Source organism: Paenibacillus vulneris (assembly GCF_039543185.1).
Classification (GTDB): Bacteria; Bacillota; Bacilli; order Paenibacillales; family NBRC-103111; genus Paenibacillus_S; species Paenibacillus_S vulneris.
This window is the reverse complement of record NZ_BAABJG010000036.1, coordinates 93,613-120,269: the sequence shown is the minus strand read 5'-3', so window position 1 is coordinate 120,269 and position 26,657 is coordinate 93,613. Positions and strand designations below refer to the sequence as shown.

Annotated in this window: 25 protein-coding genes, 2 pseudogenes and 2 riboswitches; of the genes and pseudogenes, 15 read left to right on the top strand and 12 right to left on the bottom strand. The window is 51.6% G+C overall.

The annotated features are described in order from the left end of the window. Window positions 1-4: 4 nt before the first annotated feature. On the bottom strand, window positions 5-136 hold the full coding sequence (locus ABEA66_RS28225; protein WP_264082123.1) for a hypothetical protein: 132 nt from the start codon (window positions 134-136) through the stop codon (window positions 5-7). A 152-nt stretch (window positions 137-288) separates the two neighbouring features. Here ABEA66_RS28225 and map point away from each other — a divergent pair, with 152 nt between their 5' ends. Further along, complete coding sequence (gene map / locus ABEA66_RS28220) at window positions 289-1,035, top strand: type I methionyl aminopeptidase (RefSeq protein WP_345592909.1); 747 nt, start codon at window positions 289-291, stop codon at window positions 1,033-1,035. A 76-nt stretch (window positions 1,036-1,111) separates the two neighbouring features. Here the strand turns inward: map and ABEA66_RS28215 are convergent, their stop codons facing one another. Continuing rightward, window positions 1,112-1,936 carry a M15 family metallopeptidase gene (locus ABEA66_RS28215; protein ID WP_345592907.1) on the bottom strand — a complete coding sequence of 275 codons (825 nt, stop codon included), beginning with the start codon at window positions 1,934-1,936 and terminating at the stop codon, window positions 1,112-1,114. A gap of 206 nt (window positions 1,937-2,142) precedes the next feature. On the opposite strand from ABEA66_RS28215, the pseudogene ABEA66_RS28210 reads away from it, so the two are divergent. Further along, window positions 2,143-2,769 (top strand): annotated as a pseudogene (locus tag ABEA66_RS28210) (DUF2278 family protein); the annotation flags it as partial. A gap of 473 nt (window positions 2,770-3,242) precedes the next feature. Then, window positions 3,243-3,698: a hypothetical protein gene (locus ABEA66_RS28205; protein WP_345592906.1), complete on the top strand. Its 456-nt coding sequence runs from the start codon at window positions 3,243-3,245 to the stop codon at window positions 3,696-3,698. A gap of 86 nt (window positions 3,699-3,784) precedes the next feature. Here ABEA66_RS28205 and ABEA66_RS28200 read toward each other — a convergent pair whose 3' ends face one another. Together ABEA66_RS28200 and ABEA66_RS28195 are read right to left on the bottom strand one after the other, a co-directional pair. Further along, entirely contained in the window at window positions 3,785-4,357 is a 573-nt protein-coding gene (locus ABEA66_RS28200) for a spore coat protein (protein ID WP_079914037.1), read from the bottom strand. Window positions 4,358-4,485: 128 nt separating this feature from the next. Beyond that, a pseudogene (locus ABEA66_RS28195) lies at window positions 4,486-5,426 on the bottom strand (helix-turn-helix transcriptional regulator). Window positions 5,427-5,539: 113 nt separating this feature from the next. On the opposite strand from ABEA66_RS28195, the gene ABEA66_RS28190 reads away from it, so the two are divergent. The 8 genes from ABEA66_RS28190 (at window position 5,540) to ABEA66_RS28160 (ending at window position 14,690) form a co-directional block, all read left to right on the top strand. Continuing rightward, a complete protein-coding gene (locus ABEA66_RS28190; protein WP_345592903.1) occupies window positions 5,540-5,971 on the top strand; it encodes a VOC family protein in 432 nt (143 codons plus the stop codon). Window positions 5,972-6,384: 413 nt separating this feature from the next. Continuing rightward, window positions 6,385-6,578, top strand: a riboswitch (cyclic di-AMP (ydaO/yuaA leader). Between the two features lie 157 nt (window positions 6,579-6,735). Then, a riboswitch (cyclic di-AMP (ydaO/yuaA leader) is annotated at window positions 6,736-6,887 on the top strand. A 134-nt stretch (window positions 6,888-7,021) separates the two neighbouring features. Beyond that, entirely contained in the window at window positions 7,022-7,420 is a 399-nt protein-coding gene (locus ABEA66_RS28185; protein ID WP_079914040.1) for a hypothetical protein, read from the top strand. 126 nt (window positions 7,421-7,546) lie between these two features. After that, window positions 7,547-7,624, top strand: a complete 78-nt coding sequence (kdpF, locus tag ABEA66_RS36440; RefSeq protein WP_377740199.1) for a K(+)-transporting ATPase subunit F — start codon at window positions 7,547-7,549, stop codon at window positions 7,622-7,624. A 57-nt stretch (window positions 7,625-7,681) separates the two neighbouring features. Then, the gene (gene kdpA / locus ABEA66_RS28180) at window positions 7,682-9,361 is read left to right on the top strand and encodes a potassium-transporting ATPase subunit KdpA (protein WP_345592901.1); all 1,680 of its coding nucleotides are present in this window, start codon (window positions 7,682-7,684) and stop codon (window positions 9,359-9,361) included. A gap of 19 nt (window positions 9,362-9,380) precedes the next feature. Next, complete coding sequence (gene kdpB, locus ABEA66_RS28175) at window positions 9,381-11,432, top strand: potassium-transporting ATPase subunit KdpB (RefSeq protein ID WP_377740173.1); 2,052 nt, start codon at window positions 9,381-9,383, stop codon at window positions 11,430-11,432. A 60-nt stretch (window positions 11,433-11,492) separates the two neighbouring features. Then, window positions 11,493-12,116, top strand: a complete 624-nt coding sequence (gene kdpC, locus ABEA66_RS28170) for a potassium-transporting ATPase subunit KdpC (protein ID WP_345592899.1) — start codon at window positions 11,493-11,495, stop codon at window positions 12,114-12,116. Between the two features lie 41 nt (window positions 12,117-12,157). Further along, the gene (locus tag ABEA66_RS28165; RefSeq protein WP_345592897.1) at window positions 12,158-14,482 is read left to right on the top strand and encodes a histidine kinase; all 2,325 of its coding nucleotides are present in this window, start codon (window positions 12,158-12,160) and stop codon (window positions 14,480-14,482) included. A 37-nt stretch (window positions 14,483-14,519) separates the two neighbouring features. Next, window positions 14,520-14,690 carry a hypothetical protein gene (locus ABEA66_RS28160; RefSeq protein ID WP_179136256.1) on the top strand — a complete coding sequence of 57 codons (171 nt, stop codon included), beginning with the start codon at window positions 14,520-14,522 and terminating at the stop codon, window positions 14,688-14,690. A gap of 77 nt (window positions 14,691-14,767) precedes the next feature. Here ABEA66_RS28160 and ABEA66_RS28155 read toward each other — a convergent pair whose 3' ends face one another. After that, complete coding sequence (locus tag ABEA66_RS28155) at window positions 14,768-15,040, bottom strand: hypothetical protein (protein WP_345592893.1); 273 nt, start codon at window positions 15,038-15,040, stop codon at window positions 14,768-14,770. A 182-nt stretch (window positions 15,041-15,222) separates the two neighbouring features. Here ABEA66_RS28155 and ABEA66_RS28150 point away from each other — a divergent pair, with 182 nt between their 5' ends. From ABEA66_RS28150 to trxA, 3 genes are all read left to right on the top strand, one after another. Beyond that, entirely contained in the window at window positions 15,223-15,654 is a 432-nt protein-coding gene (locus ABEA66_RS28150; RefSeq protein WP_079914044.1) for an RrF2 family transcriptional regulator, read from the top strand. Window positions 15,655-15,809: 155 nt separating this feature from the next. After that, complete coding sequence (locus ABEA66_RS28145) at window positions 15,810-16,193, top strand: hypothetical protein (RefSeq protein ID WP_079914045.1); 384 nt, start codon at window positions 15,810-15,812, stop codon at window positions 16,191-16,193. Window positions 16,194-16,247: 54 nt separating this feature from the next. Then, window positions 16,248-16,571 (top strand): thioredoxin, encoded by a 324-nt coding sequence (gene trxA / locus ABEA66_RS28140; RefSeq protein WP_192705091.1) that lies wholly within the window; start codon window positions 16,248-16,250, stop codon window positions 16,569-16,571. A 74-nt stretch (window positions 16,572-16,645) separates the two neighbouring features. Here the strand turns inward: trxA and ABEA66_RS28135 are convergent, their stop codons facing one another. Genes ABEA66_RS28135 through ABEA66_RS28120 form a run of 4 tightly spaced genes read right to left on the bottom strand, consistent with a single transcriptional unit; the run spans window position 16,646 to window position 20,182 of the window. Beyond that, entirely contained in the window at window positions 16,646-17,524 is an 879-nt protein-coding gene (locus tag ABEA66_RS28135; protein WP_345592887.1) for an ABC transporter permease, read from the bottom strand. Next, window positions 17,521-18,468, bottom strand: coding sequence for an ABC transporter ATP-binding protein (locus ABEA66_RS28130; protein ID WP_079914175.1), 948 nt, complete (start codon window positions 18,466-18,468; stop codon window positions 17,521-17,523). Before ABEA66_RS28130 ends, ABEA66_RS28135 begins: the two co-directional genes overlap by 4 nt. A gap of 8 nt (window positions 18,469-18,476) precedes the next feature. Beyond that, window positions 18,477-19,631 (bottom strand): hypothetical protein, encoded by a 1,155-nt coding sequence (locus ABEA66_RS28125; protein ID WP_345592884.1) that lies wholly within the window; start codon window positions 19,629-19,631, stop codon window positions 18,477-18,479. Window positions 19,632-19,642: 11 nt separating this feature from the next. Further along, entirely contained in the window at window positions 19,643-20,182 is a 540-nt protein-coding gene (locus ABEA66_RS28120; RefSeq protein ID WP_192705088.1) for a sigma-70 family RNA polymerase sigma factor, read from the bottom strand. A gap of 225 nt (window positions 20,183-20,407) precedes the next feature. On the opposite strand from ABEA66_RS28120, the gene ABEA66_RS28115 reads away from it, so the two are divergent. After that, the gene (locus tag ABEA66_RS28115) at window positions 20,408-21,178 is read left to right on the top strand and encodes a DODA-type extradiol aromatic ring-opening family dioxygenase (protein ID WP_345592879.1); all 771 of its coding nucleotides are present in this window, start codon (window positions 20,408-20,410) and stop codon (window positions 21,176-21,178) included. A 94-nt stretch (window positions 21,179-21,272) separates the two neighbouring features. On the opposite strand, the gene ABEA66_RS28110 is transcribed toward ABEA66_RS28115, so the two are convergent. The 3 genes from ABEA66_RS28110 to ABEA66_RS28100 form a co-directional block, all read right to left on the bottom strand. Continuing rightward, window positions 21,273-22,151 carry a hypothetical protein gene (locus ABEA66_RS28110; RefSeq protein WP_345592877.1) on the bottom strand — a complete coding sequence of 293 codons (879 nt, stop codon included), beginning with the start codon at window positions 22,149-22,151 and terminating at the stop codon, window positions 21,273-21,275. A 153-nt stretch (window positions 22,152-22,304) separates the two neighbouring features. Further along, on the bottom strand, window positions 22,305-24,578 hold the full coding sequence (locus ABEA66_RS28105) for a hypothetical protein (protein ID WP_345592875.1): 2,274 nt from the start codon (window positions 24,576-24,578) through the stop codon (window positions 22,305-22,307). A 398-nt stretch (window positions 24,579-24,976) separates the two neighbouring features. After that, window positions 24,977-26,629, bottom strand: coding sequence for a hypothetical protein (locus ABEA66_RS28100; protein ID WP_345592873.1), 1,653 nt, complete (start codon window positions 26,627-26,629; stop codon window positions 24,977-24,979). Between the last annotated feature and the right edge of the window lie 28 nt (window positions 26,630-26,657).

The following is a 26,657-nucleotide window of genomic DNA, read 5'->3' as shown; positions in this document are numbered from 1 at the left end:
AGGTTTATTTTCTGCCGCTTCCCTTGATGACGATTTTGTCCCAATTTTTATAGACGAAGTACACGGCGACGGCAATTCCGATAAGAAGTACGGCAGACAGCGCGTAATGGTGGAAGAAATAAGCAAAGGCTTTCATGGCACATCCTCCCGTCTTTTTCTTCTTAAGGTCCCCCAATCAGCCTGGAAGATTCCCGTTAAAAAAAGTTCACGGGTCATTCATCATCTTTTACCCTAAAAACTGTTATACTAAAAGGATGGACAGGATTTTAGGAAGCGGGAGTGAACGTCATGGTCGTTATTAAAACAAAAGAAGAAATACAATACATGCATGAAGCGGGTAAAATTCTTGCAGCATGTCATAAGGAGATTGGCAAGATGATCCGCCCCGGCGTTTCGGGAATGGATATAGACCGTTTTGTAGAAAAGTTTTTGGCCGAGCACGGGGCTACCCCGGAGCAAAAAGGATACAGCGGATACCCGTATGCCACCTGTGCATCGGTCAACGATATTATTTGCCACGGGTTTCCTAACGAAAATCCGTTTCAGGACGGCGATATTGTCACCATTGATATGGTGGTGAATTTGAACGGCTGGCTGGCCGACTCCGCGTGGTCCTATCGGGTCGGCAATGTGTCGCCGGAGGCGGATAAGCTGCTTAAGGTGACGGAGGCTGCGCTGTACAAAGGCATTGAGCAGGCCATCGACGGAAATCGGATCGGGGATATTTCCCACGCGATTCAGGTATATGCCGAATCCGAGGGACTATCGGTCGTACGTCAATTCGTCGGTCATGCGATCGGCCAAAAGATGCACGAGGAGCCTCAGGTGCCCCATTACGGACCGGCAGGGAAAGGGCCCCGCTTGAAGGAAGGCATGGTCATCACCATCGAGCCTATGCTGAACATCGGCGATTATAGAGCGAAAATCGACGCAGACGGATGGACGGCCCGAACGGTGGATGGAAGCTTGTCCGCACAATACGAGCATACCATTGCGATCACGGCGGAGGGACCCGTTATTCTCACCCAGCAATAATCAACGAATGGAAAATCAAACAGCTCCAAAGTCGCTGCAGGGCGGCCTTGGAGCTGTTTTTGGTTATCCAGTTGATTTATTTTGTTACCGGAACGGCATTCAAGTATTCTTCCAGTGTAATGCCCTTGGAAGCTATTTCTTTGGCAGCTTGCGTTCCTACGTAGCGAATATGCCAAGGCTCGTATTGATAGCCTGTGATAGATTCCTTGCCTTTCAAATAACGGATGATGAAGCCGTATTCCGCTGAATGTTTGGCAAGCCATTCCGCTTCCTTCGTACCTCCGAAGCAATCCTGGGCCGCACATTTGCCGTCGCTGCCGGAGACATCGATTGCGAGCCCCGTCTCATGCTCGCTGTGTCCTGGCACGGCACTGTAGGTTTTGGCCTTTTCTTCGCCGTCATTTTTTACATAGTTATTAAATATGCTTTTTTGCGTCGCATTGGAGCGATACGCGGACACGCCTGCAAGAGAGATACCGTCTTTTTTGGCGCCGGCAAACAGCTTCTCCAGAGCAGTTGCCGCTTCCTTGCGCATTTTGCGTTTTTCGATTTTTTCCTTGAACGTGAACGGCACATCAGGGTAGACAAGATCGGATGGCTCGTACTTCTCCGGCAGGGCGAACTGCTTGTTTACCAGGACCATCGTGCTGTTAGGCTCGGCAACTACTTGATTGGCTCCGCTTTTGCCCGAATCCGGCGTTTTGGCGGTACTGTTCCCCGCAGGTGTTGTGGACGGAGTTGGAGAAGCCGTTGCCGTTGATTGTCCCGGGGCAGGGCTCGGGGTTCCCGTGGCAGCGTTATCTGCAGGCTTGGCGGGCGGCTGGCTGTTAGAGCCCTCACAGCCTGTGAATAGAGCGAGAGATGAGGCCAAAAGTAGTACGGTAAGCGATGATTTGTTCATAACTTCCAAATTTCCTCCATTAGTGGGTTTAACTAAGGGCGCTTCTATGAAAGAACGTCGATAGATGTATTTATCATCATACTATAGACTGGTGATTTCAATCAAAAGTTACATTCCGCGGGCAAAAAAAGGGCCGGGCTATTGACTTGCTCTATGATTTGCTTAAAGCTATTAGTACGGACAAGGACTAGAAGGGAGATACCAACATGACGATCCACTATGGCGTCCTGAAATGCAAGGTGATCGGCCGAAGGCAGGGTACGCGGGAAAATCCGCATTACCAGCTGCATGCCGAAGCGGGAGGAACCCATTACCGGATTGCGATTAACGTGAAGTCGCAGCTGTCTCCCTCAGAGCTTCTCTATTACACGGACGAGCATTTTGAGCATGAGGTGACAAGCGACCTTCCGGGGCTTCCATATGGCTTCAACCGGCTGGACAGCAAACCTGGAGGGATGGCTCTCGATTACATTCGAGGCAATCTGTTTGACCGACGCAGGATGGTTCCTCTGCCGTTCGAGGTACCGGGACACGATAATGATTTGAACGGCAAGCTGGATATGTATATGAAGCAAGCGATGGATTGCGGCGATGCGGTGCTTTATGCTTACGGCGATGTGTGGGGACCGGAGATGAAGCAGGCCGACAGCGTATTCGGATTTTTTCCCGGCAACGGCTTGCACGATATCCATATGAATCAGGGGAATCCGGGACTTCGCATGAAGGATAACGGGGTTTATCAGGATGGAGGGCTGCTGCTCCACTTTCCTTCCAATAACCGCTGGATAGCGATATTTTTGGCCTTTCAATCCCAATCCTGGCATACGGATGATGTGACGGGCAATCCAATAGATTTAAGACACCACCGAGCCGATCCCGCTCAAGAAAAAGGGCTGCCGCATACCGAGCATGCAATCTTTATCGTCGGGGCTTTGGTCAAGCCGTCCGTGCCGACGGCGTTCGAGTCGGTCACTTTGTTGAATGTAACGGACCGTACCTTGGATCTTGCGGGGTGGTCCTTGGCCAATAAATTCAAGAAGAAATACCCGCTTGCAGGAAGCATTGAGCCAGGGCAGTTTCTGACTGTACCGATCACTCTGCCCGGATATTCCGATTTCCTCCGGCAGCGGGGTGATATCATTACTCTGCTGGATGCCAGAGGACTGAAGGTTCATGGGGTGTCCTATACACGAAGCCAGGTACGCAGCGGGTGGACGCTTCGATTCTAAGCGGGCTGTGAAATAATAATCGGAATGGAAACTATTGTGAGGCTTACGGCGTCTAAATCCATGAGGTGAGGACTGCGATGAAAAAATGGGCTCTTTTTATCTGTATCATGATGCTTGCAGCATGCTCCGGCCCTGACAAGGGCGGTAAGGCTCCGGAACCCTCTTCAGTCAAGATTGAGCTTACCAACCCGCATCAGCTGGATCAATGGAAGCTGGCCTTAATCCCGACTCGCTCTCCGGAAATGTCTTGGGAGTACGCTATTGATGTGCAGTATACGGGGGACACACCGACGAACAATGTCGTTATCGTGTACAGAGTGGATACGAAGGAGAAGATGTCGGGCAGTACGATCAGACCCGATGCCAAGATGGTAGTCTCAAAGTTTGATCCTAATGAAAGGATTAAGATACAGGATCTGAGTCTTCCGCTGAATACTCCTATCCAAGTAGGAGTAACCTGGTTGAATGTCAACACGATTATGAACGGATACGGCACTTTTACGATAACGGAAATCAAGGACGGCCAGAACTAAATCAAACGATACTAAACACAACTCTCCCTGCGATAAGAGCGGGGAGAGTTGTTTGCTTTTCGCCAGTGATTAGCGCGCGGCGATGCTTATTGCTGATACACGTTCATGGGCTGCTGATAAGGGACTTCCTGGTAAATGCCGCCGATGGTTTGCATCGTTTGCTGAGGGGCCATAATGACCGGATACCAGCCGCGGGAGGCCATGAAGCTCCAAACCTCAAAGGCTTGATGGGAGCACATCCGGAAGGCGTCTTCGAGAAACGCCCGCAGCTGAGGTGTCGAGCATTCGAAGGCGGCCCAAGCATAGTCTCTTCCTGAGCGCTTCAACGTAAGCAGGTAGGAGGTAGCGATGGCTCGATCATCGAGCTGCTGCAGTTTCACCTGCGGTGTAACCGGATTAACCATCATGTGAGGAGCGGGAGCACCCATTTGCATATGGAGCGGTGGGACATTCAGCTGGTCCCTGGACCCGGACGCTTGACTGGCGAATTCGACCTTCATGTTATAGTCCTGAATGTGGGCGGAATAATGTCTTGCGATCATATCTCTCAATTGAGGATCGCGTGCTTGATTTAGGAACAATGCCATACTGTTGATGGAATTGGTGCAGCTGAGCAGCAATTCGTTAAGCTCATAGGCTTCGTGTGCGCCTAATTGCATCGGTCGGGTCAACCCTCTCTGTGCATATTTTTGGGATACCCGTATATTCTTTCACTTCAACCCATTACTATGCATGAAATGCAAAAAATCATTTCCTCATAGGACTAGGCCTTCGTGTTGGACAATCTTTACCGATATTGCTCCATTAGTTTACCTAGCATTTCCCTCATAACATGGATCAGCTCGTCTGGCGCTTTTACCTTTGCATCCATACCCAATCCAATAAAAAATTGGCCGAAAAATGGAAGGCTGCTTGTGGGGATTTGATCGTCCAGCCATCCTGTGCCGTCTTCTCTAACATGAATTTGCAATTTGTGCGCTGGCCACATTTCGGATTGGCATCTCTGCACCCCGTAAGCTCAACATAAAGCTCCATTGCCGGACTTTCCTCTTCCATGTAAGACTCCCAGTTTCCTGTATGCACTTGCGTCAAATCGATCGCTTTCAGTTCGGAAAGTTCAACAGATTTAACCCGGTCACAGCGAAACAAGCGAATTTCTTGGCGGTGAAAGCAATAGGCCGGACAATACCAAAACCCATTGCTGGCATAAATTCCGATCGGCTGGACATCTCTTAACCGCTTATGCTGTTTCGATTCGTACTCCATGCGCACCACTTTTTGATCGATCGCAGCATCCAGCAATAAGCTCAAATAAGGCGTGCTTGCATATCTCATCGGCGTAACCAGATCAAATCGTTTCCGCATCCGGTCGATACGGTCCCGAATATCTTCCGTCATATAAGAGTAAAACTTCCGCAGCACGGAATCTGTTTCCGCCTCAAAAGGAAGATTCTCGTAGTGCCTCAATGCATGGCTGGAAAAAAATACAGCAAGCGCTTCGTCTTCCGTAAAAGCAACCGGGGGCAGCATTCTCTCGTTAAGCATCTTATATCCCCCATGCTGACCGACCTCCGAATAAAAAGGAACCCCCAGCGCGCTCAACTCCTGCATATCCCGCATAATCGTCCGCGTGGAAACTCCAAATTCATCGGCAAGCTCTTTGGCGTTGAAAGACTTCTTTTTGTTGATGATCATCATAATCTCGATCAGTCGTTTGGACTTTGCCATTATAAACTCCATTTCGTGTATTGCGACAAGTATTGTCACTATTGCGCGATATGATGCTAATCAAGTCCAAAACAACCCAAATTGGACAATTTCATTTAAAAGGAGATGTTGGAATGTCAATGCGCTCAACGTCGTTTATTATGCTGGATGGACAAGCTGCGGAAGCAATTGAGTTTTACCAGGAAGCGTTGAACTCGAAATTACTGTTCAAAACTACGTACGGGGAAGGCAAGGATGCCGATGGTTTACCTGAAGAGGTGAAAACCCGCATTTCCCATGCCGTGCTGCAAACCGGTGAAAATGATTTGATGGTCGCTGATATCTTTCCGGGGCAACCTTATGTAATTGGAGATCAGGTGAATATTTGCATTACAGCGACGCAGCAAAACGAGATTAAAGAAATGTTTACTAAATTGAGTGAAAAAGGGCGAGTGATATTCCCGCTGCAGGAAACTGAATTCAGTCCGTGCTTCGGAATAGTGAAAGATCGTTTTAACATTACGTTCCAGTTCTTCATGAATGATACAACGAGCAGTTGGAGCTGAAAATAAAAGGCTTTGACCGGGGAGGAATCCCCGGTTCTTTTATGAATAATTGATGATCCTGTATAATTTTACCGTATAAGCTGCTGCGTGGGAACTACATTTTGTTCTTTCAGCAAAAGCTCGAAGCCAAAAACCGGATTGACGCAATCAGCATTGCAGAGAAAAACGGTTGGCTTTATCTAAGCGCATTTTGGATAAAGAGGGTGCTGAAGCGCAGGAAATCAAAGGGAATCAATTTGTGAAAAATGGAGATAGAGTGAGCAGGAAGCAGTTATCTGGAGATCGCATGTAAAGTAAGCGTTGCCATCCTGGCCGTTGGTGTAATTTCATCGCACAAGTCTCCCAAGTGTTCTTTACAGTTAAGGGCAACTGGCGTAATATACAATTCATGATTTGAAAAAAACAATGTTTCCAAATTCTGATCGCTTAATTTCCTTCTATAGGAAAGCGGGGGAACCAACACAGTGATATCCGTTCGGTGTGAGAGCCGTCCGCATATCGCTTGGGGTGAATCCGAAGGGTGCAAAGCTAGCTTGCGCCTGCCGGTAGGGCGACTCTCACCGCCCGAATCCGACAGCTAACCTCGTCAGCGTGGAACAGACTTTGAACTTCGCTATGCAGAAGTTCAAAGGGTCTATGGAGAGAGGATGATGAAGCTTGTGATCGCTATTAACGACCACAGGGCTTAAGCCTCTGTGGTCTTCTTGCGTCTTCTATTGAAAAACGATATGGAATGTTTCCATAAAACTTGATGAATATGACCTTGCAATGTATCGCTGAATCCTTAGTGCTTAATTAAGGAACGGGGGAACCAACGAGCTTACCGGCTCATGGGGTGAATCCTGAAATTTCAGGTAGGGCGACTCTCACGCCCGAATCCGGCAGCTAACCTCGTAAGCGTATCGAGAGAGGCAACGATGATCGTGTGCTTAGGTACAGCTATGGCTGTGCTTTAAGAAGCCGCGTGAAGAGTTCACCTCTTTTCGCAGGCTTCTTTTTTTGTGCCCTGATCCTGCTGCCTTCTCTTGAGAGATTAGGAGGAATGTGAAGATGAACGCCGCTCAAGAATTTATTCTTGTATCGGCGCCCAACAAAACCGGAGAAGGATTTATCCGGCTGCTGCTGTCCAAAGGCATTCCGTTCGCAGCAATTACGAACAGCCGGGCGGAGCAGGAGCGTCTAGAGAGCTTGGGCGTAAAGCATATGATTTGGATCGATACATCGGAATGCGAGTCATGGCTATTGCCCGACCTTCCGATCGGTAAAGTCTTTTTATTTGAAAGCTCCTTGAACTTGTGCTGCCGTTTCATTCAAATATGCAGGACCTGGACATCCAAAGAAATTTGCGTGGTAACGCATAATATGAATCCGCGGCTTGTCTATAAAGGTCTGGGAGCTGACCATGTCATTCATACTTCAAGCCATGATGTATCTTTCTTGATGAATTAATGCGGACGGAGGCATTCCTATGCAGGATGTATATATGGTAGTACTGCTGGCAGTAACGTACCTTTTGTTTTACGGCTTTTTGTCTTGGTGCAATCGGGTCGTTGAGGAGACAGGAGGCGAAAGATCATGACGGTTATCGCTGTCATCACTGTGCTTCTCTTCATTTATTTGGCTTATGCCCTGATTCATCCGGAAAAATTCTGAGCATTTCTTTCAGGAAAGCTCAGCAGACGAAGACAGCTTTCTTAGGAGGAAACGATAATGGGAATATTGCAAATCGCCGTCGTGATTGTCATTCTAGTCCTGCTGGTCAAACCATTAGGGACCTATTTATATCACGTCTTTTCCAATGAAGGCAATCGTACGGATACCTGGTTTGCTCCTGTGGAGAAGGCAATCTATGCGGTAACAGGCCTGAAGAACCGCCAAGGGATGACTTGGAAGACGTATGCTCTAAGCTTCATCCTGACGAATATCGTCTTTGTGGCGATCGGCTATCTCCTCCTTCGGGTTCAAAACGATTTGCCGCTGAACCCGAATGGTATCGACAATATGGAAGAAACGCTGTCGTTCAATACGGTCATCAGCTTTATGACCAACACGAATCTGCAGCATTACAGCGGGGAGTCGGGGTTATCCTACTTCTCGCAAATGGCTGTCATTACGATGATGATGTTCACCTCGGCGGCGACAGGGCTGTGCGCAGCTATTGCTTTTATACGCGGTATCACGAGCAAGGGAGAGACAATCGGGAACTTTTTTGAAGACTTTGTCAAAGCGCATATCCGGGTATTTTTCCCGCTCGCTATTGGGGTCACGATGGTGCTTGTAGCGCTTCATGTGCCGCAAACGCTGCAGCCGACCTTAACCGTCAACACGCTGGAGGGAGGCCGGCAGCAGATCGCTATCGGGCCTGTAGCTTCACTGGAATCCATCAAGCATCTGGGAACGAACGGAGGCGGCTTTTCCGGAGTCAACTCGGCTCATCCCTTTGAAAATCCGAGCGGTTTGACGAATGTGCTTGAAATTTTGTCAATGTGGTCTTTGGCGGCTGCCCTTCCGTACACATACGGACTTTTTGCACGCAATCGGAAGCAGGGCTGGGTTCTATTCTCGGCGATGATGATCTTGTTCCTGGTGTTCCTGTCGCTCATCTATACGGCGGAATCGGCGGGGAACCCGCTGATGAACAAGCTGGGAATCGACGCTTCGCAGGGCAGTATGGAGGGGAAAGAGGTCCGCTTCGGTATCGCGCAAACAGCGCTTTTTACAACGGTAACGACGGCGGCGACAACCGGCTCAGTCGATAATATGCACGATACGCTGACGCCGCTCGGCGGAATCACACCGCTCGCTTTGATGATGCTGAACTGCGTATTCGGCGGGAAAGGCGTAGGACTGGTCAATATGCTGATGTATGCCATTCTTGCAGTGTTTCTGGCCGGTTTGATGGTGGGACGTACACCGGAGTTTCTCGGCAAAAAGATCGAGCCGCGTGAAATGAAGCTGATTGCTATAGCGATTCTGGCGCATCCTTTCATTATTCTGATGCCCACGGCTCTTGCACTGGCAACGGAGTTAGGAAGGGCAGCTATATCAAATCCGGGCTATCACGGGATATCGCAGGTTTTGTATGAGTATACCTCCTCGGCCGCCAATAACGGGTCAGGATTTGAAGGCTTAGGCGATAATACGCCGTTCTGGAATATATCCACCGGTGTCGTCATGCTGTTCGGTCGTTATATATCGATGATTGCTCTCTTGGGAGTGGCGGGTTCCCTTGTACGCAAGCAATGGGTGCCCGAGACCATCGGCACGTTCAGAACGGATAACCGTTTGTTCGTAGGAATTCTGGTAGGTACAATATTGATTATCGGAGCGCTGACGTTCCTGCCGGTCATCGTGCTGGGGCCTATCGCAGAACATGTAACGATTCGTTAAATGGGAGAGGCGAAACTGTATGAGCAAGATGAATGCAAACCAGCATCGGAAATCGATGCTCAACTCGGCGATCGTCATGAATGCCGTTAAAGAAAGCTTCTTGAAGCTGAATCCGGTTGTGATGATGAAAAATCCCGTCATGTTCGTTGTAGAAGCGGGCACCTTGGTTGTGCTGCTTATGACCGTGTTTCCTGGCTACTTTGGAACGGAGAACAGCGTAGGCTTCAATTTTACCGTATTCGTTATTTTATTATTCACCGTACTATTTGCAAATTTCGCGGAAGCGCTGGCGGAGGGGAGAGGGAAGGCACAAGCCGACTCTCTCAAAAAGACCAAGCAGGAAATTACGGCGAACAAAATCGTGAATAATGGCTCCGGTATCAAGGTGGTGCCTTCTACCGAGCTGCGCAAGGGGGACCTGGTCGTCGTGTCCCAAGGGGAAATGATTCCGGGTGACGGCGAAGTCATCGAAGGGCTGGCTTCGGTCGACGAATCGGCGATTACAGGGGAATCTGCTCCCGTTATCAAGGAAGCCGGCGGAGATTTCAGCTCCGTCACCGGCGGAACACGCGTCGTCAGCGACAAAATTAAAGTACGGATTACGAGCGATCCCGGCGAATCGTTCATAGACCGGATGATATCGCTGGTCGAGGGCGCCAAGCGCCAGAAGACGCCCAATGAGCTGGCATTGAATACTTTGCTGACCAGCTTGACACTTATTTTTCTGATCGTTGTCGTGACCTTGGCTCCTATCGCGGGCTATTTGGAGATCCGCCTGGAGATTCCGGTGTTAATCGCATTGCTCGTGTGTCTGATTCCGACAACGATCGGAGGCTTGTTGTCGGCCATAGGGATTGCCGGTATGGACCGGGTTACCCAATTCAATGTGTTGGCTATGTCCGGCAAAGCGGTGGAAGCAGCCGGGGACATCAATACGATGATCCTTGATAAAACAGGAACGATCACCTACGGGAACCGCATGGCAAGCGATATGCTGCCAATCGGGTCGGAACGTATAGAAGACTTGGCCGGATGGGCGGCTGTCAGCTCCATAAAGGATGAAACTCCCGAAGGCCGGTCCGTACTGGAATGGATGAAGAAGCAGGGCCTAAGCTATGACGAAGCGCTTGGAGAAGGCGGCGAATTCATCGAATTCAAAGCGGAAACCCGAATGAGCGGTATCGATCTGGCGGATGGACGCAAGGTTCGCAAGGGGGCAGTCGATGCGGTGAAGCAGTGGGTCATCGCTCAAGGCGGCATCATCCCGGCGGATTTGGAGAGCAGGAGCAACGCCATTGCCTCGGAAGGGGGTACGCCTCTGGCGGTGGCGGTAGATCAACGGCTGTACGGGCTGATTTATTTGAAGGATACCGTGAAGCCGGGCATGAAGGAGCGCTTTGAAGAACTGCGCAGGATGGGGATCAAAACCATCATGTGTACCGGGGATAATCCGCTGACGGCGGCGACCATTGCCCGTGAAGCGGGAGTGGATGATTTTATCGCCGAGAGCAAGCCGGAGGATAAAATAGCGGTGATCCGCCGGGAGCAGGCGGAAGGCAAGCTGGTCGCAATGACAGGCGACGGGACGAACGATGCCCCGGCGCTCGCCCAGGCGGACGTGGGCCTGGCGATGAACAGCGGAACGGTCGCGGCCAAGGAAGCGGCCAATATGGTCGATCTGGACTCCGATCCGTCTAAAATCATCGAAGTGGTTGCCATAGGGAAGCAGCTGCTCATGACACGCGGTGCGCTGACCACGTTCAGCATTGCAAATGACGTAGCCAAATATTTCGCTATTATCCCTGCCATGTTCACCTTAGCTATTCCGCAAATGGAGGCTTTGAACATTATGCGGCTCGGTTCCCCGATGTCGGCTATCCTATCGGCGTTGCTATTTAACGCCATCATTATCCCGCTGCTGATCCCGCTTGCGATGAAGGGAGTGGCTTATAAGCCCATGACCGCATCCAGGCTGCTTAGCAGAAACATCGTGGTGTACGGACTAGGCGGGGTCATCGTACCGTTCATTGGGATCAAGCTCATCGATTTGATCGTGAATGTATGGATGTAAAGATAGAGGAAGGGGCTTTGTCCATGGACTTGGCCCCGAATCAGAGAGGAATGAGAAAGTATGAAACCTTCGACTTCGGCTACAGCTTCAGCGGCGCATCCAAGCGCCGGAACGGTTTCCTTCTTTACCGTGCTTCGGATTGCCGTCGTTTTTATTGTTCTGTGCGGGATTGTATATCCTCTGGTATGCACGGGTCTGGCTCAAGTGTTGATGCCGGGCAAAGCCAATGGCAGTCTGGTGAGCAATGCCTCGGGACAGATTGTAGGCTCCGAGCTGATCGGACAAAGCTTTACCGATCCGAAATGGTTCCAGGGACGGGTATCGAGTATCGAATACAAGGCGGAAGCTTCGGGAACAAACAACTATGCCCCGTCCAACTCGGAGCTGATCAAGCGCACTCAAGCTTCCATCGAGGAATGGAAGGCGAACAACCCCGATGTTCCGATCAGCAAGCTGCCTATCGATTTGATTACGAACTCCGCATCCGGTCTCGATCCGCACATCAGCCCGGAATCGGCTCAAGCGCAGGTTCCCCGAATCAGCAAGCTGACGGGCATCCCGCAGGAGCAGCTGAGCAAGCTGGTGGATGCTCATATAGAAGGAAGAGACTTGGGATTGTTCGGTGAGCCAAGAGTGAACGTGCTTAAGCTCAACATCGATTTGGAGGCATTGACCCATAAATGATGCTTCATTGAAGTCCATAGGCTCAGCAGGGAGGCGCCGAGATGGAGACCTTTAGAGGAAAGACGCCCGAGGAAATCTTATTATCCATATCCAAGCTACACCGCGGGCGGCTAAAGGTCTACATCGGCGCGGTCAGCGGCTCGGGAAAGACGTATCACATGCTGCGCGAAGGACATGCGCACAAGCAGCAGGGCATCGATGTCGTTATCTGCGCCGTGTCTACGATGCAAAGACCGGACACGGTGGAGCAGATCGGCGATCTCGAGCGCATTCCCAGCATTCATTGGCTCAAGGACGGCGTGGAGAAGAAGGATTTGAATCTCGAGCAGCTGATCGAACGCAATCCCGAGCTTGTTCTGGTTGACGGCCTGGCTCACCGTAACCGCAAGGACGCCCGGTTTCCCACGCGACTAGAAGATATCAAATATTTGCTAAGCCACGGCATTAGCGTTATCACGACTATTAATGTTTACGAGCTGGAAGGAGTCACCGACCTGGTAAAGCGGAGGACCGGTATGGAGGTTAGGGAAACCGTCCCTTCCGATACGCTGGAGCTGGCGGATGAGGTCGTCCTGATCGACGTAACACCCGAAACGATGTTAGCCCGTGCCGCCGAAGGCAACTTGAGGTTCCAAGGCGACGCCGATGTCTTTCAACGCGGCAATCTCGCCGTCCTTCGCGAGCTGTCGCTCCGTCTTGTGGCGGAGGGAGTGAACGAATCACTCGAAAAATATAGGGAGGAAATGGGGCTGCTTGGCCCATCGGGGGCAGGGGAACGCATCCTGGTATCGGCGCAGTACCATTGGAACGGATCGATCCATGTCCGTAGAGGCCAGCAGATCGCCAAGCGGCTGAACGGGGATCTTCATGTCGTTACGTTTGTGAGTAATAAGAAGCAGCTGGGCAGAGAGGAGGCCGCCTTCAAGCGGTCTATCATGAAGCTGGTCGAAAAGGTCGGGGGCAGCTTCGAGGAGCTGCCGCTCTGCTCGCGAAGAGCGCTGCCCGGCATGCTGGTGCAGTTTGCGGTAGAGCATAATATAACCCGAATCGTGATGGGCCATTCCAAGCAGACGCGCTGGCAGGAGCTTTGGCAAGGCTCTATCGTTCACGATATGCTTCAACAAACGAGAAACATAGACATCTTCATCGTAGCCGACAGAGCGGAGCACGAAGGAGAACGTATTCTTCCCGCCAAGCGCAAGAAGCCGGCCGAGGATCCCTACAGGAGGCTGAGCTCGCAGGAGGTTGAGCGAAGAATCGAGCAGATCAGGCGCGGCCGGTTCAAGGTATACGTTGGAGCAGCCCCAGGTGTAGGCAAGACGTATACGATGCTGCGTGAAGGCAACGATCTGCTGCGCAAAGGAGCGGAAGTGCGCATCGGGTTGCTGGAGACCCATGGCCGGAAGGAAACGCTGGCGCAGGTCGGGCAGCTGGAGACCATACGGCGCAAGGTGATCGATTACCGCGGCGCCCAGCTGGAGGAAATGGATACGGAGGAGATCCTTCGGCTTAAGCCGGAAATTGTGCTCGTCGACGAGCTGGCCCATACGAATGTCCCCGGCAGCAGGAATAAAAAACGCTACGAGGACGTCATGGAAATATTGGATGCAGGCATCTCTGTCATTTCCACGGTGAACGTGCAGCATCTGGAAAGCCTTAACGATGCCGTTATGCAGATCACGGGGGTCCGGGTCCGTGAAACGGTGCCGGATCACATTCTGTGGCTGGCTGATGAAGTGCAGCTTATTGATGTGGCGCCCGAATCCCTCCGGAGGCGGATGAAGGACGGCCAAATTTATGCCATGGAGAAAGTAGATCAAGCACTGGGGAATTTCTTTAAAACAGGGAATTTAATTGCTTTGCGTGAGCTGGCGCTGCGGGAGATAGCCGATGACGTGGACGAACGGCTCGAATCCTGGGAGCGCAAAGGGGCCTTGAGAGGACCATGGCGGAGGCAGGAGGTTATCTTCGTATGCGTCAATACCTCACCGCATGCGGAGAGGCTGATCCGCAGAGGATTTCGCATCGCGCACCGGCTTAAGGCCATATGGATAGTGACTTTTGTACAGCCGGATAACAGAGCGGTTACTCCAGAGCTATCGGAAAGGCTCGATGCCATCGGGCAGCTGACGGAAAGACTCGGAGGAAAGTTTCACATTTTATCAGCCGCAAGCCGACATCAGATCGCGGATGTGTTGGCTGCTAAAGCCAGCGAGGTTAAGACAACACAGATGATTATTGGGCAATCCAGACGAACGCTATGGCAGGAATGGTGGCATCAATCTTTGGTGAAGAGGCTGCTTCGCTCCTCTCGCCATATGGATGTGCTTGTCGTTGCCGACTTTGACCCGAAATTTCAAGTTTAAGCCAGTATCACAGCATATCAGCATGGGAGAGAGAGCAATGGGAATCTTTATTTTCGTATTTATTTGTTTATTTGTATCCGGGTACTTGTTTATCAATATGTTCGACAATACGCGTCAGACGCATAAAGCGGCCGTGCGGAAAAGAATACTCATCTCGTTTTGCCAGGCCATCATTATTTCGGGTATTATCCAGTTTATTATTCATTAATAGGAAATATCGCTAAGAAAGGGGCTTTTCACCGGGAAAGGCCCCTTTCGTCATGGATTAGAGCGCAGAAGTGCCGGTTACTGATTCATAAATTGCTTCAAGGGACCAATCACTAGGTTCATTCCGTCTACCATGCCTTGAAGATAAACAACCTTCTCGATATCATGAGGATTTTTATCGGCCACATCCGACAGCTTCCTGCGAAAATTGTATTGGGTCGTTTCCAGGTTGGCAACCAGCCCTGTAAAGTCCTTGACCGCTTTCTGGCATTCTGTAAAATCCTGCTCGGTAAACAGGTCATTGTTCTTGCTGATTAACTCTTTAATAAAATGATCGGTATACTGTGACATGCAGTTCAACTCCTTAAAGCTTTTCAGCAGTTTCCGTACGGCAAAGCATAGCTTATCGTTTGTTCTCAAGGCCGTTTCTATACATGCAAAGGCCCTTGACACTTCCAACTGTAATCGATATAATAACAGTATGAAAGGCAAACAGCAGCAAATAGCGATCAGGTTTATGAGGAGGCATCACTGTGAATAGCGAGTTTACAATAGCGGTTCATAGTCTGGTATTGCTCGCTTACAGACCCGATCATATGGCCACAAGCGATATGATCGCCCACAATGTATGCACCCATCCAGCGCGAGTGCGCAAAGTCATGGCGCTGCTTCGCAAGCACGGTTATGTAGCCGCCAAGGAGGGAACCGGGGGAGGATTTTTGCTCCATTGCGATCCTTCACAGGTCACACTGGCTGAGATGTATCGTTTAACCTCTATGGGGTCCGTCAAGCCGGGATGGTGTTCGGGCGACGTGGAGCAGGATTGTATGATTGCATGTAATATGGCTGTGGTGATGGATGACATATTCGCTGGGGCGGAGAAGCAATTGATTGAATATTTCGGTCAATGGACGATCCGCGATGTATTGGAGCGGCTGCGTCGAGAGCAAGAGAAGAAACGTTAGCGTTTCTTTTTCCGGGCCAAACTGTTACGAATAAGATCTCAGTTAGGGTATGCCTATCGTTTGCGGCAAGGAAGCCTTGGTAAATGGCAGGTAAACTGTAATTCGTTTCATTTCAGTTAAGCAGATCCTTATTTTGAGGAAGGAGAGTGGCAGTAATGACATCGATCCGTCAGGATTGGATTAAGGTAAGCGATTGGGTTAGCGGAACGTCGGCGGAGGATGAGAAATTTATAGGCTATGTGGAATCCATTGATGCCTATGGGACGGTGAAGGTTCGGGTTACCCAATGCGATCATGAAGAAGCGATCGGTCAAGTCGTTACCAGCTCGTTGGGCAAATTGTCTAAGCTGACCGATTATGTGCCGGTAGAAGCGGGTCTCCGCAGCTTGATGGATCTGGCCTTAATGACTCGCGATCAGGAATGGTTTGACGATTTGTACGCGAATCTCCGTATGCTGCAATTTGATCCAAACCGTAACGACAAGCCTTTCCATGGATACGGTTCAGGCCCTTCTATTAGTCGAGTTCGAATCGATTAATAGTTTAGGTTGATATATATCAAGGTTAATCCTATTTAAAGGAGAGTGCATACTATGTCTTTGATTAAAGTAGAAGATCACAATTTTAAAGAAACGATTGCTCAAGAAGGTGTCGTGTTGGTAGATTTCTGGGCTCCGTGGTGCGGTCCTTGCAAAATGATCGCCCCTGTTCTGGAAGAGATGAGCCAGCAATTGGGTGACAAGCTGACGATTGCCAAAATGAATGTGGATGATAATCCGGAAACTCCCGGAGCTTACGGTATTATGAGCATTCCGACTATGAAGCTGTTCAAAAACGGCGTCGAAGTGGCTACAGCTGTCGGTTTCAGACCATTGGGTGATATGCTGTCCTGGGTAGAGCCCCATTTGGCCAATTAATGGAAAAGGATAAAAACATAACAACCCTGCGGGTACCTGGATCATCCGGGAAACCGTAGGGTTGTTTTTTTACGTTATAAATCCTTGCGGTTGAACATGAATAATCCTGCTGCTATCGCAGCGAGGGTATAACAAGCCGCATAGAGTAAAAACGAATTGGATGGGACTTGGCCGATGCCGAACGGGCCGAGAGCGGAGTCCAGTTCTGCAATCCCCTGCAGCTCGGGGAGATAGAACATCTCGGAGAGCATGCGATGCTGAACGGATTCGGTAGGCATGGCGAGGGACATTAATCCCGCAATGGTTGTCAACGGTTTGACGGTGTCGTTGTCCAGTCTGGCGATGCTTCCTACCTTTTCGATCATTCCGCCAAGCCACCCCGCTCCGTACAGCATGGTCATAAATACGCCGTTCCCCAAAGCGGAGAATATGCACGATCCGAGCATCGAGACGGAAACCAGGATCGGAACTACGGAGGCGAATAGCAGAAACGATTTGATCAGTGCGAACAGATCGGAGGGAACCCCCGAATGGTAATCGGTGATCCATAAAATCGAAACGAACAGCAGGGCGGCGTACCCTATTCCCAAGGTCACATAGCCGATCCATCTTCCCATATACCAATGCCAGCGCGGAACAGGACGAGGCATGAGCGCCTGCAGCACCCCTTGCTCCGCTTCTCCCGAGATAACGGCAAAGGAGCTGAAGATGGATAGAAAAGCGATGACAAAGGCTCCGAAAAAGAAGCCGAGCGTTAAAGTAATACTGCCTAGTGTAAAGCTTTGAATAAGATAAGTTATGCTGGTCTTATCCTGCGTATCATGAAGCCGTGCTCCGATGGTTTGAGCGACAAACCAAAAGGCGAGCAAAAAAACGATCGTCATGAGCAGTGTCAACAGCATAACTCTTTTGCGCAGAAGCTCTTTCCAGGTCATTGCGATGATAGCGTTCATGCGCGTTCCCCCCTATGACTCAATCCGGACACGGCGCTCATGAACCATTCGTCCAGCCTTGTTTTCGATTTTTTCACCTCATACAAGGTCATGCCTTGCTCAATCACGAGGCTGTTCAGCCAGCCAATCTGTTCGTCATCCTCCAGCTCAGCTTCCAGCCATACGGAATCGCTGTCGTGTGGCACCTCCAGCGAGGCTGTTGCGATCGGAAGACCTGTCATATCCTGAAGCCATGTCAAACCAAACGGCGTGAACCCGCCGACACGCAAGTGCCAGCGGGTTTTCTCCTGCAGCACGTCGGAGACGGCTCCGGTGTGCAGTATATTTCCATTATTCAGCAGGGCGACTCGGTCGCACAGCATTTCGACGTCCTCAAGCAAGTGAGAGTTAAGGAATATCGTTTTTCCTTGACCGCGAAGCATGCGCAGGAGATCACGCACCTCCATGCGTCCGATAGGATCCAGCGCGGAGGCCGGTTCATCCAGGAATACGAGCTTCGGATCGTTAACGAGAGCGCAGGCTAAGCCAAGTCGCTGCTGCATGCCCTTGGAATAGTTCTTCACGCGGTCTCGCCCGCGCAGACCGATTCCTACCTGATCAAGCAGCTCGGGAACGCGTTTTCCGGCTGTGACAGGATCCATGCCGCACAGCTTGGCATGCAGTTTCACAACCTCCTCGCCGCTCAGCCATTCCTGATAGCGGTACAGCTCCGGCAAGTAACCGATATGGCGCCGCGCTTCTACAGAGCCGATCGGTTCGCCCATGATCATCGCGCTCCCTCCGGTAGGACGGATGAGGCCGACGAGCATTTTGACGAAGGTGCTCTTGCCTGCGCCGTTAGGGCCGAGGAAGCCAAAGGCTTCCCCCGCACCAACTTGAAGCGTAATACCGCGGCAGCCGCGGCCGTTTCCGTAATCCTTGCTTAAATTCTGAGCATCAATCATGGTTTGGCTCACAACTTGATCAACTCCGTTACTTTAGCAATAAGGGCGGCGCGGCTCGTTAGCCCATTGCTGCCGTCAACCCTGTACAGCTGCCCTTGCTTCACCCAGGTTGCCGAGTAGTAGGTTGTCTTGCCCTGGTTGTATTGATTGGTGCTTACGATGACGTCTACGCCCTCGACCTTCACCTTTTCGACCTGGCCATTGTCTATGATAGGTAGCGGAACGGAGCCGCCTTGCAGGACACCGGCTGTTTGCAGGCTTTCCTTAAGGTTCTGAGGCAAAAGCGGGAATTGCAGCACCGCATCCAGCGCCTCCGCTACCGGAATGGACGGATCGACCGTAATTGTCGGCACCGGTGTTTGTGTGAACGAATAGCCCTTGGAATCTCCCTTCTCGGGGGAATCTTTGGATACAACATACAGGTGAACAGTCTCACCCATTTCCAGCGTGATCGGTTTGCCGTCTACGGAGGCCGGCAGCAGCTTCGTTGCCCCCAGGCGTTTCATGGCTTTGTTAACCTCATCCACATTCATATTAAAAGTAAGGCTGTTGGATGGGGAAACATAGATTTTATTTTTGGCATCATATTCAGGCGGGATAATAATCTTATGTCCAGCGAGTTTGGACGCTTCAGAAGCATCGACCTCGCCGATAGGTTTGCCCGACGTTTGGGAGAAGGTTCCGAACTTGTTGATCGACTCCCGTTCCTTGCCGTCCCCGAAAGCGCCGTTCAAGATCGTTTGCAAATCATTTTCCTGTACCACGGTAAGCTGCTGCATGCGGAACTTGTTCAAGATCGCGGCAAGAGCCTGGTTGCCGGAAGGCGTAGCGACGGTAACGGCGATAACCCCTGCCGCGGCGGCCCCGGCAACCCATTTTTTGTTCTTATGCAGCCAGCTGGCGAACGATCCGGATTTCTTGGTATGTCCGGATTCCGGGCTGTTAGGGTAAGCCTGCGGAATTGCTGGCTGGCTTGCGCTTCCTGCCATCGCCGGAGCTTCCGTTACGGAAGCTGTAAGAGGAGCGGCTGCGGCATCCGCCGTAAGTTGTTCGGACCAGCGCGACCATTGAGGCCGTGCTGGTTCTTGAGCAAGCTTTTGCTGCAGCTTGGCCCAAGCGGCATCCGTTAACTCTCTATCATTCTTTTTAGTAGATTCGCTCATCGAAATTCCTCCTATTCCATACGTGCATGTGCTTGCGTTTGCGCTTCGGCATGTTTTCTTAACCGTTCTGTAGCCCTGTGCAGCAGGGTTCCGACCAAAGGGGGGCGAACCTGGAGCTGCTCGGCGATTTCCGCGTAGCTGTACCCCGAGTACTTGAGGAGAAGCGCCTTGCGGTCTCGTTCGGGCAATTCCTCCAGCCATTCTCGCATTTCCTCCTGGTCAAGCTGTTTCATCAGAAGCTGCTCGTTAGACGGCTGCTCCTCTTCCGTGCTGAGGATGTGCAGGGATTGCTTCTCATGCAGAGCTCGCTCCCGGGCCTTTTTATTCAAATGGTCGTAGGCGATCCTCGTCAGCACCCGATGCAGCCAGGCGCCTATCACGGACGGTTCGTCCGGAGGGTTGCGGTAGAGACGCAGGAACACCTCCTGAGCCAAATCTTCTGCGGCCGCCTCATCTCTGACAAGCCCGATGAGCTTGCGGCGAACGGTAGGGTAATGTATATAAAACACTTCGCGAAAATAATCAGATGTTTGTTGTTGTTGCGGTTCCAATCGATTGTCCTCCTTTCAGCTGCAGCTATATATAAGACGGAGCATGACTTGATTTTGTATCAGCAGCCGAATCAATTGGAAAACATTTTGTCCTTTTTTATTATAACCCGGCGCAGGCTATCGTTTTGCAGTTATAATGGAGGGGAACAGCTAAGCAGCCATGACGGCTGTAAAAGGGAAAGCTAAAGCCTCCGAACATGCAAATAACAAAAAGGAGTCGTTGTCATGGTTCCAGCTTTATTCGTTGCTCACGGAATGCCTACATTAGTGCTGGAAACGAACTCTTATACGAAGCTGCTGCGTAATTTGGGATTGCTGCTTCCGAGACCTAAAGGGATAGCCATTTTTAGTGCGCATTGGGAGCATCCTGTGCAGATGATCTCAAGTGCACCTCAACTGGAGACGATGTATGATTTTTTCGGCTTTCCGGAGCCGCTTTACGAATTGGACTATCCGGCCAAAGGGGATCTGGTACTAAGCATGGAGATCGAAAGGCTGTTGTCCGGCGAAGGGATCCGGTGTGAGCTGAATCATCGAAGGGGACTGGACCACGGCGTATGGACCGTTATGAAGCTGCTGTACCCCGAAGCCGATATTCCGCTGGTATCCCTGTCGGTACATCCCAGGCTGGTTCCCGAGGAGCAGTACCGGATAGGCAAAGCCTTACTTGCTTTAAGGGAACAGGGGGTCATGATCATCGGCAGCGGCGGCACCGTACATAATCTGTCGAAGCTGAGATGGGAGAGCGAGGGAGCCGATAAATGGGCTGTACATTTTGATCGGTGGCTGGCGGATAAAATCAGCGTGTGGGATTTGGAGTCTCTATTCGATTATGCACAGAGGGCGCCCTATGCCCAAAAGGCTGTGCCGACCCAGGAGCATTTGGCTCCTCTCTTTATATGTATGGGTGCTGCCGACCGGAACCGGTCCGCCAGACTGCTGCATCAGCAGTATCAATACGGCACAATGAGCTTATCGGCATGGATGTTCAAGTAAGCTGCCGAAGCCTTGCAGCTATCGGCTGGTGCATGGGAGAGTGAAGGAACGGCAAAAACAGAGCCCGCACCAGGTGCGAGCTCTGCCCCATCGTTTAGTTCATCTTTAACCAGCTGTCCCACTCATGGACGCCGATACCGCCGAAAGAAGGGCGGCCTCCTATTTGCTCCAGCAATGCCGACAATTCCTGCATCATAAGGGCTTCGCTTTTGCCGTAAAACGTACCCGGCTCGCCGCTGTCAACCGTATCTACAGCTACAAGCACAGGGACGCCGGCCTGGTCGGCTTCAGCCAGCTCGGTTTGGACTGACGAGGCAATGTCTTGGGCTTTATTGAAATACGCCATCAGCGTCACTTCATCCATACGGCGAATAAGCCAATCCGACAAGGTTGTCCTTCCGCCTTGTCCGTCACCTACTTGAAACGAATCCAGCCACACCGGCATATCCATACCGACGGTCAGAGTGGAATCGCTCTTCACCTCCTCGACAAATCCGCTTACCGTGTCTTTCCAAAGCCCAATGACCGTATCCGAATCCTTACGCCATTCAGGCAGTACATAAGGCTCCACATCCAAGTGAATTCCGGCAAACCGCTCCTCAGGAAGGACGCTCCCGTTGTAGCTCTTCACCCAATCGATGAACTCGTACATGCGCTTGTTATACTCCGGAAGCACCCAATTCGGAGCGCCGCCCAGCGCTTGAATCTCGATGTGCTGAGCGTTCGCCTTGCGAATAAAGCTGCTGTAGTAAGAAGCGGGGTAACTCGAATCCACCAGCAAGTAGACCCGGTTCACTCCTTTGCTCGTCAACTGCTGAAGCGTGCTGTCCGCTTCTTGGCCTATCACATACGGATTCCACATCCACGTGCTGAGAACCTGTTGGCCGTTAGCCTCAGCAGCCAGGGCGGAAGTCCCGTATAACAAGGACAGCCCTGTAAGCACCTGTCCGGCTAGTAAGCAGCTTAGCAGCAACCGGCATAACCTCCTTCTTGTCTTTGAAGTATTGAATAGTTTCATGTGCCGCAGAGTCACTTTCCTGCTCCTTCCAAATTCAATGTTGGCCTTAGGATGTACCTGATCGTTTAAGCTTATTTGATTCATGTAATTCCCGGCATCCGTCGCCTATCATTGAGTCTGGGCCGAAGGGAGGGGAGCAAGCGCATCCTTCGGCGGTTTTTTACCTTGCTCCGCGAATAGACTTTGCAAAATCGGATAGCTCTTCTTAAGCCGTTCATGATAATCGACTTTGTTCCAATGATCCCATTTGTAGGCCAGAGGTTCCTGCTTATCTTTCCCCTCGGCACCGCGAACCCAGTGCGGCTCGACGCGGATCGACTTCACATCGTCGAATTTAAGCGCTCCGGCTTCGTAAGGGTACTTCCATGCCTTGTGCTGGCTCGGATCGGTGAAGCCCAGCATCATCCAAGGAATACGCACCTCGATAACCGGGCCGGAAACGAACCAGTCCGCCAAGCTGTTGAAATCCGGGCTTGCCGGATCGGTCGTGCCTTGATGAAGCTGACCGAGCTCCACATCCTCGAAGGGAACCTTTTCCTTTGTTTGCGGCAGTACAAAGCCTTTGTTGACAGGCAGCTTATACGGCAGGAAGATCCCGTTCTCCGCATGAGCCCAGCTCTCCTGCCACGGCATCAGCTTCTTCTGGTAGCCGTACAGCCAGCTGTGATAATCGTAGGCGCTGCCGATGTACAGGGAGGAATCTTCGGCCCCCTGCAGCTTCATGACAAATTCTTGACCGCTGCTGAAGCTAACACCGGGCGCTTGATCCGCCGTAGTGCTTCCGCCATTCAAGGTGTCGAAGCCAAGGTATAAGGGGTTGTCTCCAAGCTTCCAATCGCCTTGGGAATTTCTCAGCATCAAATACAAGTACGCTTCATCGTGGGAAACCGACAGACTGTAGCCCGGATACTGCTTGGTTTCCACCTGCTTTCGACGATCCCAATCTCCCGTCTTGCCGTCCAGCACGATCGTATCCTCCGGCGATTTGCCCGGTTCAACGGCCAGCACCCCAAAATGCTCCTCGTTGGTAAGCATATTTCGCCAATACGGCCGCCTTGCAATAGGCGTATCCAGCTCGAGAGTGTTCCAGGTGATTTTGAACCATTCGTCCTGCCACGAGAACAATACGGCGCCGTCGTAATTTTCGTTGTATATGCTTTGATATAGAGCGGCGTCGATTTCACCCTGCTCCTGCTCGGTATGCAGGCCCTGGTTGCGATTCAGCGGACCGTAGTGGGCGAGGCCTCGGGAGCTAGGGACACCATACTCCGCCACAATCAACGGAATGCCTTTGTGATGCTCTCTTAAATCATGCAAATAACCGGCGTACGGATTGATTTCGCCCGTACTGTCCTTATAGGTCTGGTACTTATCCTCGTAGCTCAGCAGATCGGGATAATACGGATAAATATGGTAAGAAGCGAAGTAGCCTGCCTTCCACGATTCCTGTGGATGAATATGCATCGGATCGACAGATACCAAATCTTCGTTCTCCGCCGGTTCATTCGGATGCGTAAGCGGGTCCGTTGTCACCCAGTTGGTGAATGAAACCGGATGCTGCCAGCCGTATTTCATCTCCTCCTGTGCTACGGTTTCAAGCATTTGCGCAAGCCAGCTCTCGAATGGAGAAGCCTCCGGCTTGGCCTGGAAATACGTCCCTTGAAACGGCTTCAAATCCGGATGCGCATCATTGGTTGCCTTGACCGCATAAGGATCCCATTCTGTGCCTACGACCCAGCCCAATACATAGGGCGAAATGTCCGCATCGTATTTGCCGGAAGCATGTCCAGGCTTGGCCTTTCGGTTGAGATTGCCGTGAACGGCATGGACGGCGTCTTGAATCTCTTGTTTAAATACGGCTATCGTATCTTCCTGATAGGCATCCCTCCCTTCGCCGCCGTTCCCGTTCAACTGGTCCTCCGGGGCCCAAATGCCGTGAAGCACGTAGAGCGGGTCTTGGCGGCCGCTGTTGAATTCCGCCAGAGCCTCGTAGAAGTAGGGCGGCAAAATCGTATAAACGCGGATGACATCGGCATGCATCTCTTTGATTTGCCCGAACCAGCGCAAATAATCTTCCTTGATCGGGCTGAGCTCTCCAGGCGCATGGCCGGGAGTAGTCGCGCCCAGATTGACGCCGGTCCAAAATTGCGGTGTCCAGCCGCTGCCGTTGTATACTTCCAAATGGCCGTCTTTAACCGAGGAGGTCTGCTTAATTCCCTGCTCTTCGAATACCGGCAGCACCGATTGCGGAGCGGTCTTGGCCGGTCCGGCGAACCAGCCTCTTGTCCCATGCGATAACGTCCATGCAAGCGCCGCAACGGCAAACAGCGTAAGGGCCGCCAGAACGAGCAGGGGGCGTTTGTTAACCGAATTCACTTGCATGATATCCTCCTTTTAAAAAGCTCTGTCTTCTTATCTATGAAAGGGCGTGATGTTTAGGTTGTTGAAAACCCCATGAAGCTTGAACAGACGCCAATATTCCGGTGGGGTATGCCCCTACGGCCACTGTTGAAACCCGAGAAAGGTGATTAGGATTAGCGGTATTTTCACGGGTTTCAAAGGTGGACGTAAACTCCTCCGAGGCACACCCCACCTCCCTATGTAGCATAGTTCGCGCAAAACAAAGCTTTTCAACAACCTGGACGTCGATAGACGGTTTTCTCTCCACAATAGAATTTATAAGATTCCGAGATCATCGGAAGTGAAAATTATATTTGGCGATAATAACTTCCGCTTAACGCGGTCGCTCATCTACGGAAGGACGCCAATAAAAGTTTTTCTTACTTCAAGCATAAGGAGGTGCCCGACTTTACGAGTGTCATTTTGTCGGTACTGCAGCTGAGCTCCCGTTCTTCCTTCACTTCGATTCCGAGAGCTCTAAGCCGTTCCTGATTGGACCAGCTGTACGTGAATTCAGCCGGAATCGGCTGAGGCACCTGACGCAGCTCGGCAAGCTGGCCCCTCAGCTCCTGATTCCAGGCGAACTGTTCCTTCGTGTACATGCCGGTGACGAGCAGCGCATTCGCTGCAATCAATACGGCCAAGGTCCAACCGGCGGCCTTTATGGTCCGGTAGCCGCTTTGCAGACTCAGCGCCAGCCAGACGCAGATCAGCGGCACGAACCATAGCTGCGGCACGTAGCGGGCCCACCACGCCGCCGGATTGACGAACGCCGAGGCCGCCAGCAGCAGGATAATGCCAATGGCCGCTAACGTCCAGCCGGTGCGCCTGCGAAAGGCGAGCAGCAGCACCAGCAGCGACAGGATCAGCGTCCCGCTGAACAGAGGGCCGAAGCCGGACACCGCTACATCGGGCTCGCCGTACACTTGCAGCTCACGGTCCGTGAAGGTGAACGGCCATTTGAATTGGGTCGGCCTTTTCTCCGTGCTGTTGCCGACGGTCGTCGCAAAATAGGAGGAAGCCGCTTGCTCGAAGCGGTTCATCATTTCGAGGTTGCGCGGGATGAAGTTTTTGACGACGTCAATCGCTTCTTCACCGGCTAACGGATAGAACGGATGCCCGTCCCGGACGGTATTCGTCACATACGGGTTGTAGCCGACCAGCAGGACGCCCGCTAGCCCTCCGATAGCGCCGATTCGGAACAACCGCTTCAAGAGCCCGAATTGTTCGCTCATATACAAGACGATGAGCAGCCCGACGGTCAGCAGGCCTGCATACGCGATCGCTGTAAATTTGATATTCATGATGAGAACCATGGTCAAGGTATAGCCAAATAGCAGAATCCGGTTCGCACGTGAATAGATTAATGCGCCGAGCGCAACCAGACACAGCAAGAGGGACGCCAGCAAGCCATCGACATAGTAGCTGAATGCTTGATAGATGCTGACAGGGTTTAGGGCAAGCAGCACCGCAACGATCCAGGCTTGAACGCGCTGGTTCGGCCGCAATTGCAGCAGGGCCGACAAGCTGAGCAGAGCGGAGGCGGCGAGGGTAAGCAGGTTGATGGCTTTGCCGCCCTCCAGCAGGCCCGTTGCTTTATATATGGCTGCAGCCGCAGTCTCCGCGCCCTTGGCATAATGGTTGACCCAGATGCTGTTTCCTGTCGGCATGGACACAGGCGCATCATAGACCGGATTCCACCCGTTGGAGAGCAAAATAATCGCTTCCTGGTGGTACGCTTGTCCGTCGTAGGATAAATCGTAAAAATAGGCGCTGATCAGGAGACTGCCAGCAAACAGCAGAGCAGTGCACCCGATGGATGCTCCGAAGAGCCAGCGAGGCAAATCCTCTCCTGAAGTCTGGAACACGAGCCATGCCGTTCCGACTGCCGCCGCCGCAGCTAGCCAAAAATGCAGCGGCAATAGCGGCACATGGACCAGGAACAATAGTGACGGAATGACGAAGCCGGCTACAACCAGCATCAATAGTGCCATTCCGGTCATCAAACTAAAGGAAGCAAGTCGGTTCTTCATTAGGTCACCCCTCCATTTTCATGCTTAT

Coding starts and splice junctions, on each gene's coding strand:
- ABEA66_RS28190 (WP_345592903.1), top strand. CDS start 5,540: ATGTCAATGCGCTCAACGTCGTTTATTATGCTGGATGGACAAGCTGCG.
- ABEA66_RS28215 (WP_345592907.1), bottom strand. CDS start 1,936: ATGAACAAATCATCGCTTACCGTACTACTTTTGGCCTCATCTCTCGCT.
- kdpF (WP_377740199.1), top strand. CDS start 7,547: ATGACGGTTATCGCTGTCATCACTGTGCTTCTCTTCATTTATTTGGCT.
- ABEA66_RS28115 (WP_345592879.1), top strand. CDS start 20,408: ATGGTTCCAGCTTTATTCGTTGCTCACGGAATGCCTACATTAGTGCTG.
- ABEA66_RS28200 (WP_079914037.1), bottom strand. CDS start 4,357: ATGCAATTAGGCGCACACGAAGCCTATGAGCTTAACGAATTGCTGCTC.
- ABEA66_RS28160 (WP_179136256.1), top strand. CDS start 14,520: ATGGGAATCTTTATTTTCGTATTTATTTGTTTATTTGTATCCGGGTAC.
- ABEA66_RS28225 (WP_264082123.1), bottom strand. CDS start 136: ATGAAAGCCTTTGCTTATTTCTTCCACCATTACGCGCTGTCTGCCGTA.
- ABEA66_RS28165 (WP_345592897.1), top strand. CDS start 12,158: ATGGAGACCTTTAGAGGAAAGACGCCCGAGGAAATCTTATTATCCATA.
- ABEA66_RS28125 (WP_345592884.1), bottom strand. CDS start 19,631: ATGAGCGAATCTACTAAAAAGAATGATAGAGAGTTAACGGATGCCGCT.
- map (WP_345592909.1), top strand. CDS start 289: ATGGTCGTTATTAAAACAAAAGAAGAAATACAATACATGCATGAAGCG.
- ABEA66_RS28145 (WP_079914045.1), top strand. CDS start 15,810: ATGACATCGATCCGTCAGGATTGGATTAAGGTAAGCGATTGGGTTAGC.
- kdpA (WP_345592901.1), top strand. CDS start 7,682: ATGGGAATATTGCAAATCGCCGTCGTGATTGTCATTCTAGTCCTGCTG.
- kdpB (WP_377740173.1), top strand. CDS start 9,381: ATGAGCAAGATGAATGCAAACCAGCATCGGAAATCGATGCTCAACTCG.
- trxA (WP_192705091.1), top strand. CDS start 16,248: ATGTCTTTGATTAAAGTAGAAGATCACAATTTTAAAGAAACGATTGCT.
- ABEA66_RS28185 (WP_079914040.1), top strand. CDS start 7,022: ATGAACGCCGCTCAAGAATTTATTCTTGTATCGGCGCCCAACAAAACC.
- ABEA66_RS28100 (WP_345592873.1), bottom strand. CDS start 26,629: ATGAAGAACCGACTTGCTTCCTTTAGTTTGATGACCGGAATGGCACTA.
- ABEA66_RS28135 (WP_345592887.1), bottom strand. CDS start 17,524: ATGAACGCTATCATCGCAATGACCTGGAAAGAGCTTCTGCGCAAAAGA.
- kdpC (WP_345592899.1), top strand. CDS start 11,493: ATGAAACCTTCGACTTCGGCTACAGCTTCAGCGGCGCATCCAAGCGCC.
- ABEA66_RS28205 (WP_345592906.1), top strand. CDS start 3,243: ATGAAAAAATGGGCTCTTTTTATCTGTATCATGATGCTTGCAGCATGC.
- ABEA66_RS28105 (WP_345592875.1), bottom strand. CDS start 24,578: ATGCAAGTGAATTCGGTTAACAAACGCCCCCTGCTCGTTCTGGCGGCC.
- ABEA66_RS28130 (WP_079914175.1), bottom strand. CDS start 18,468: ATGATTGATGCTCAGAATTTAAGCAAGGATTACGGAAACGGCCGCGGC.
- ABEA66_RS28155 (WP_345592893.1), bottom strand. CDS start 15,040: ATGTCACAGTATACCGATCATTTTATTAAAGAGTTAATCAGCAAGAAC.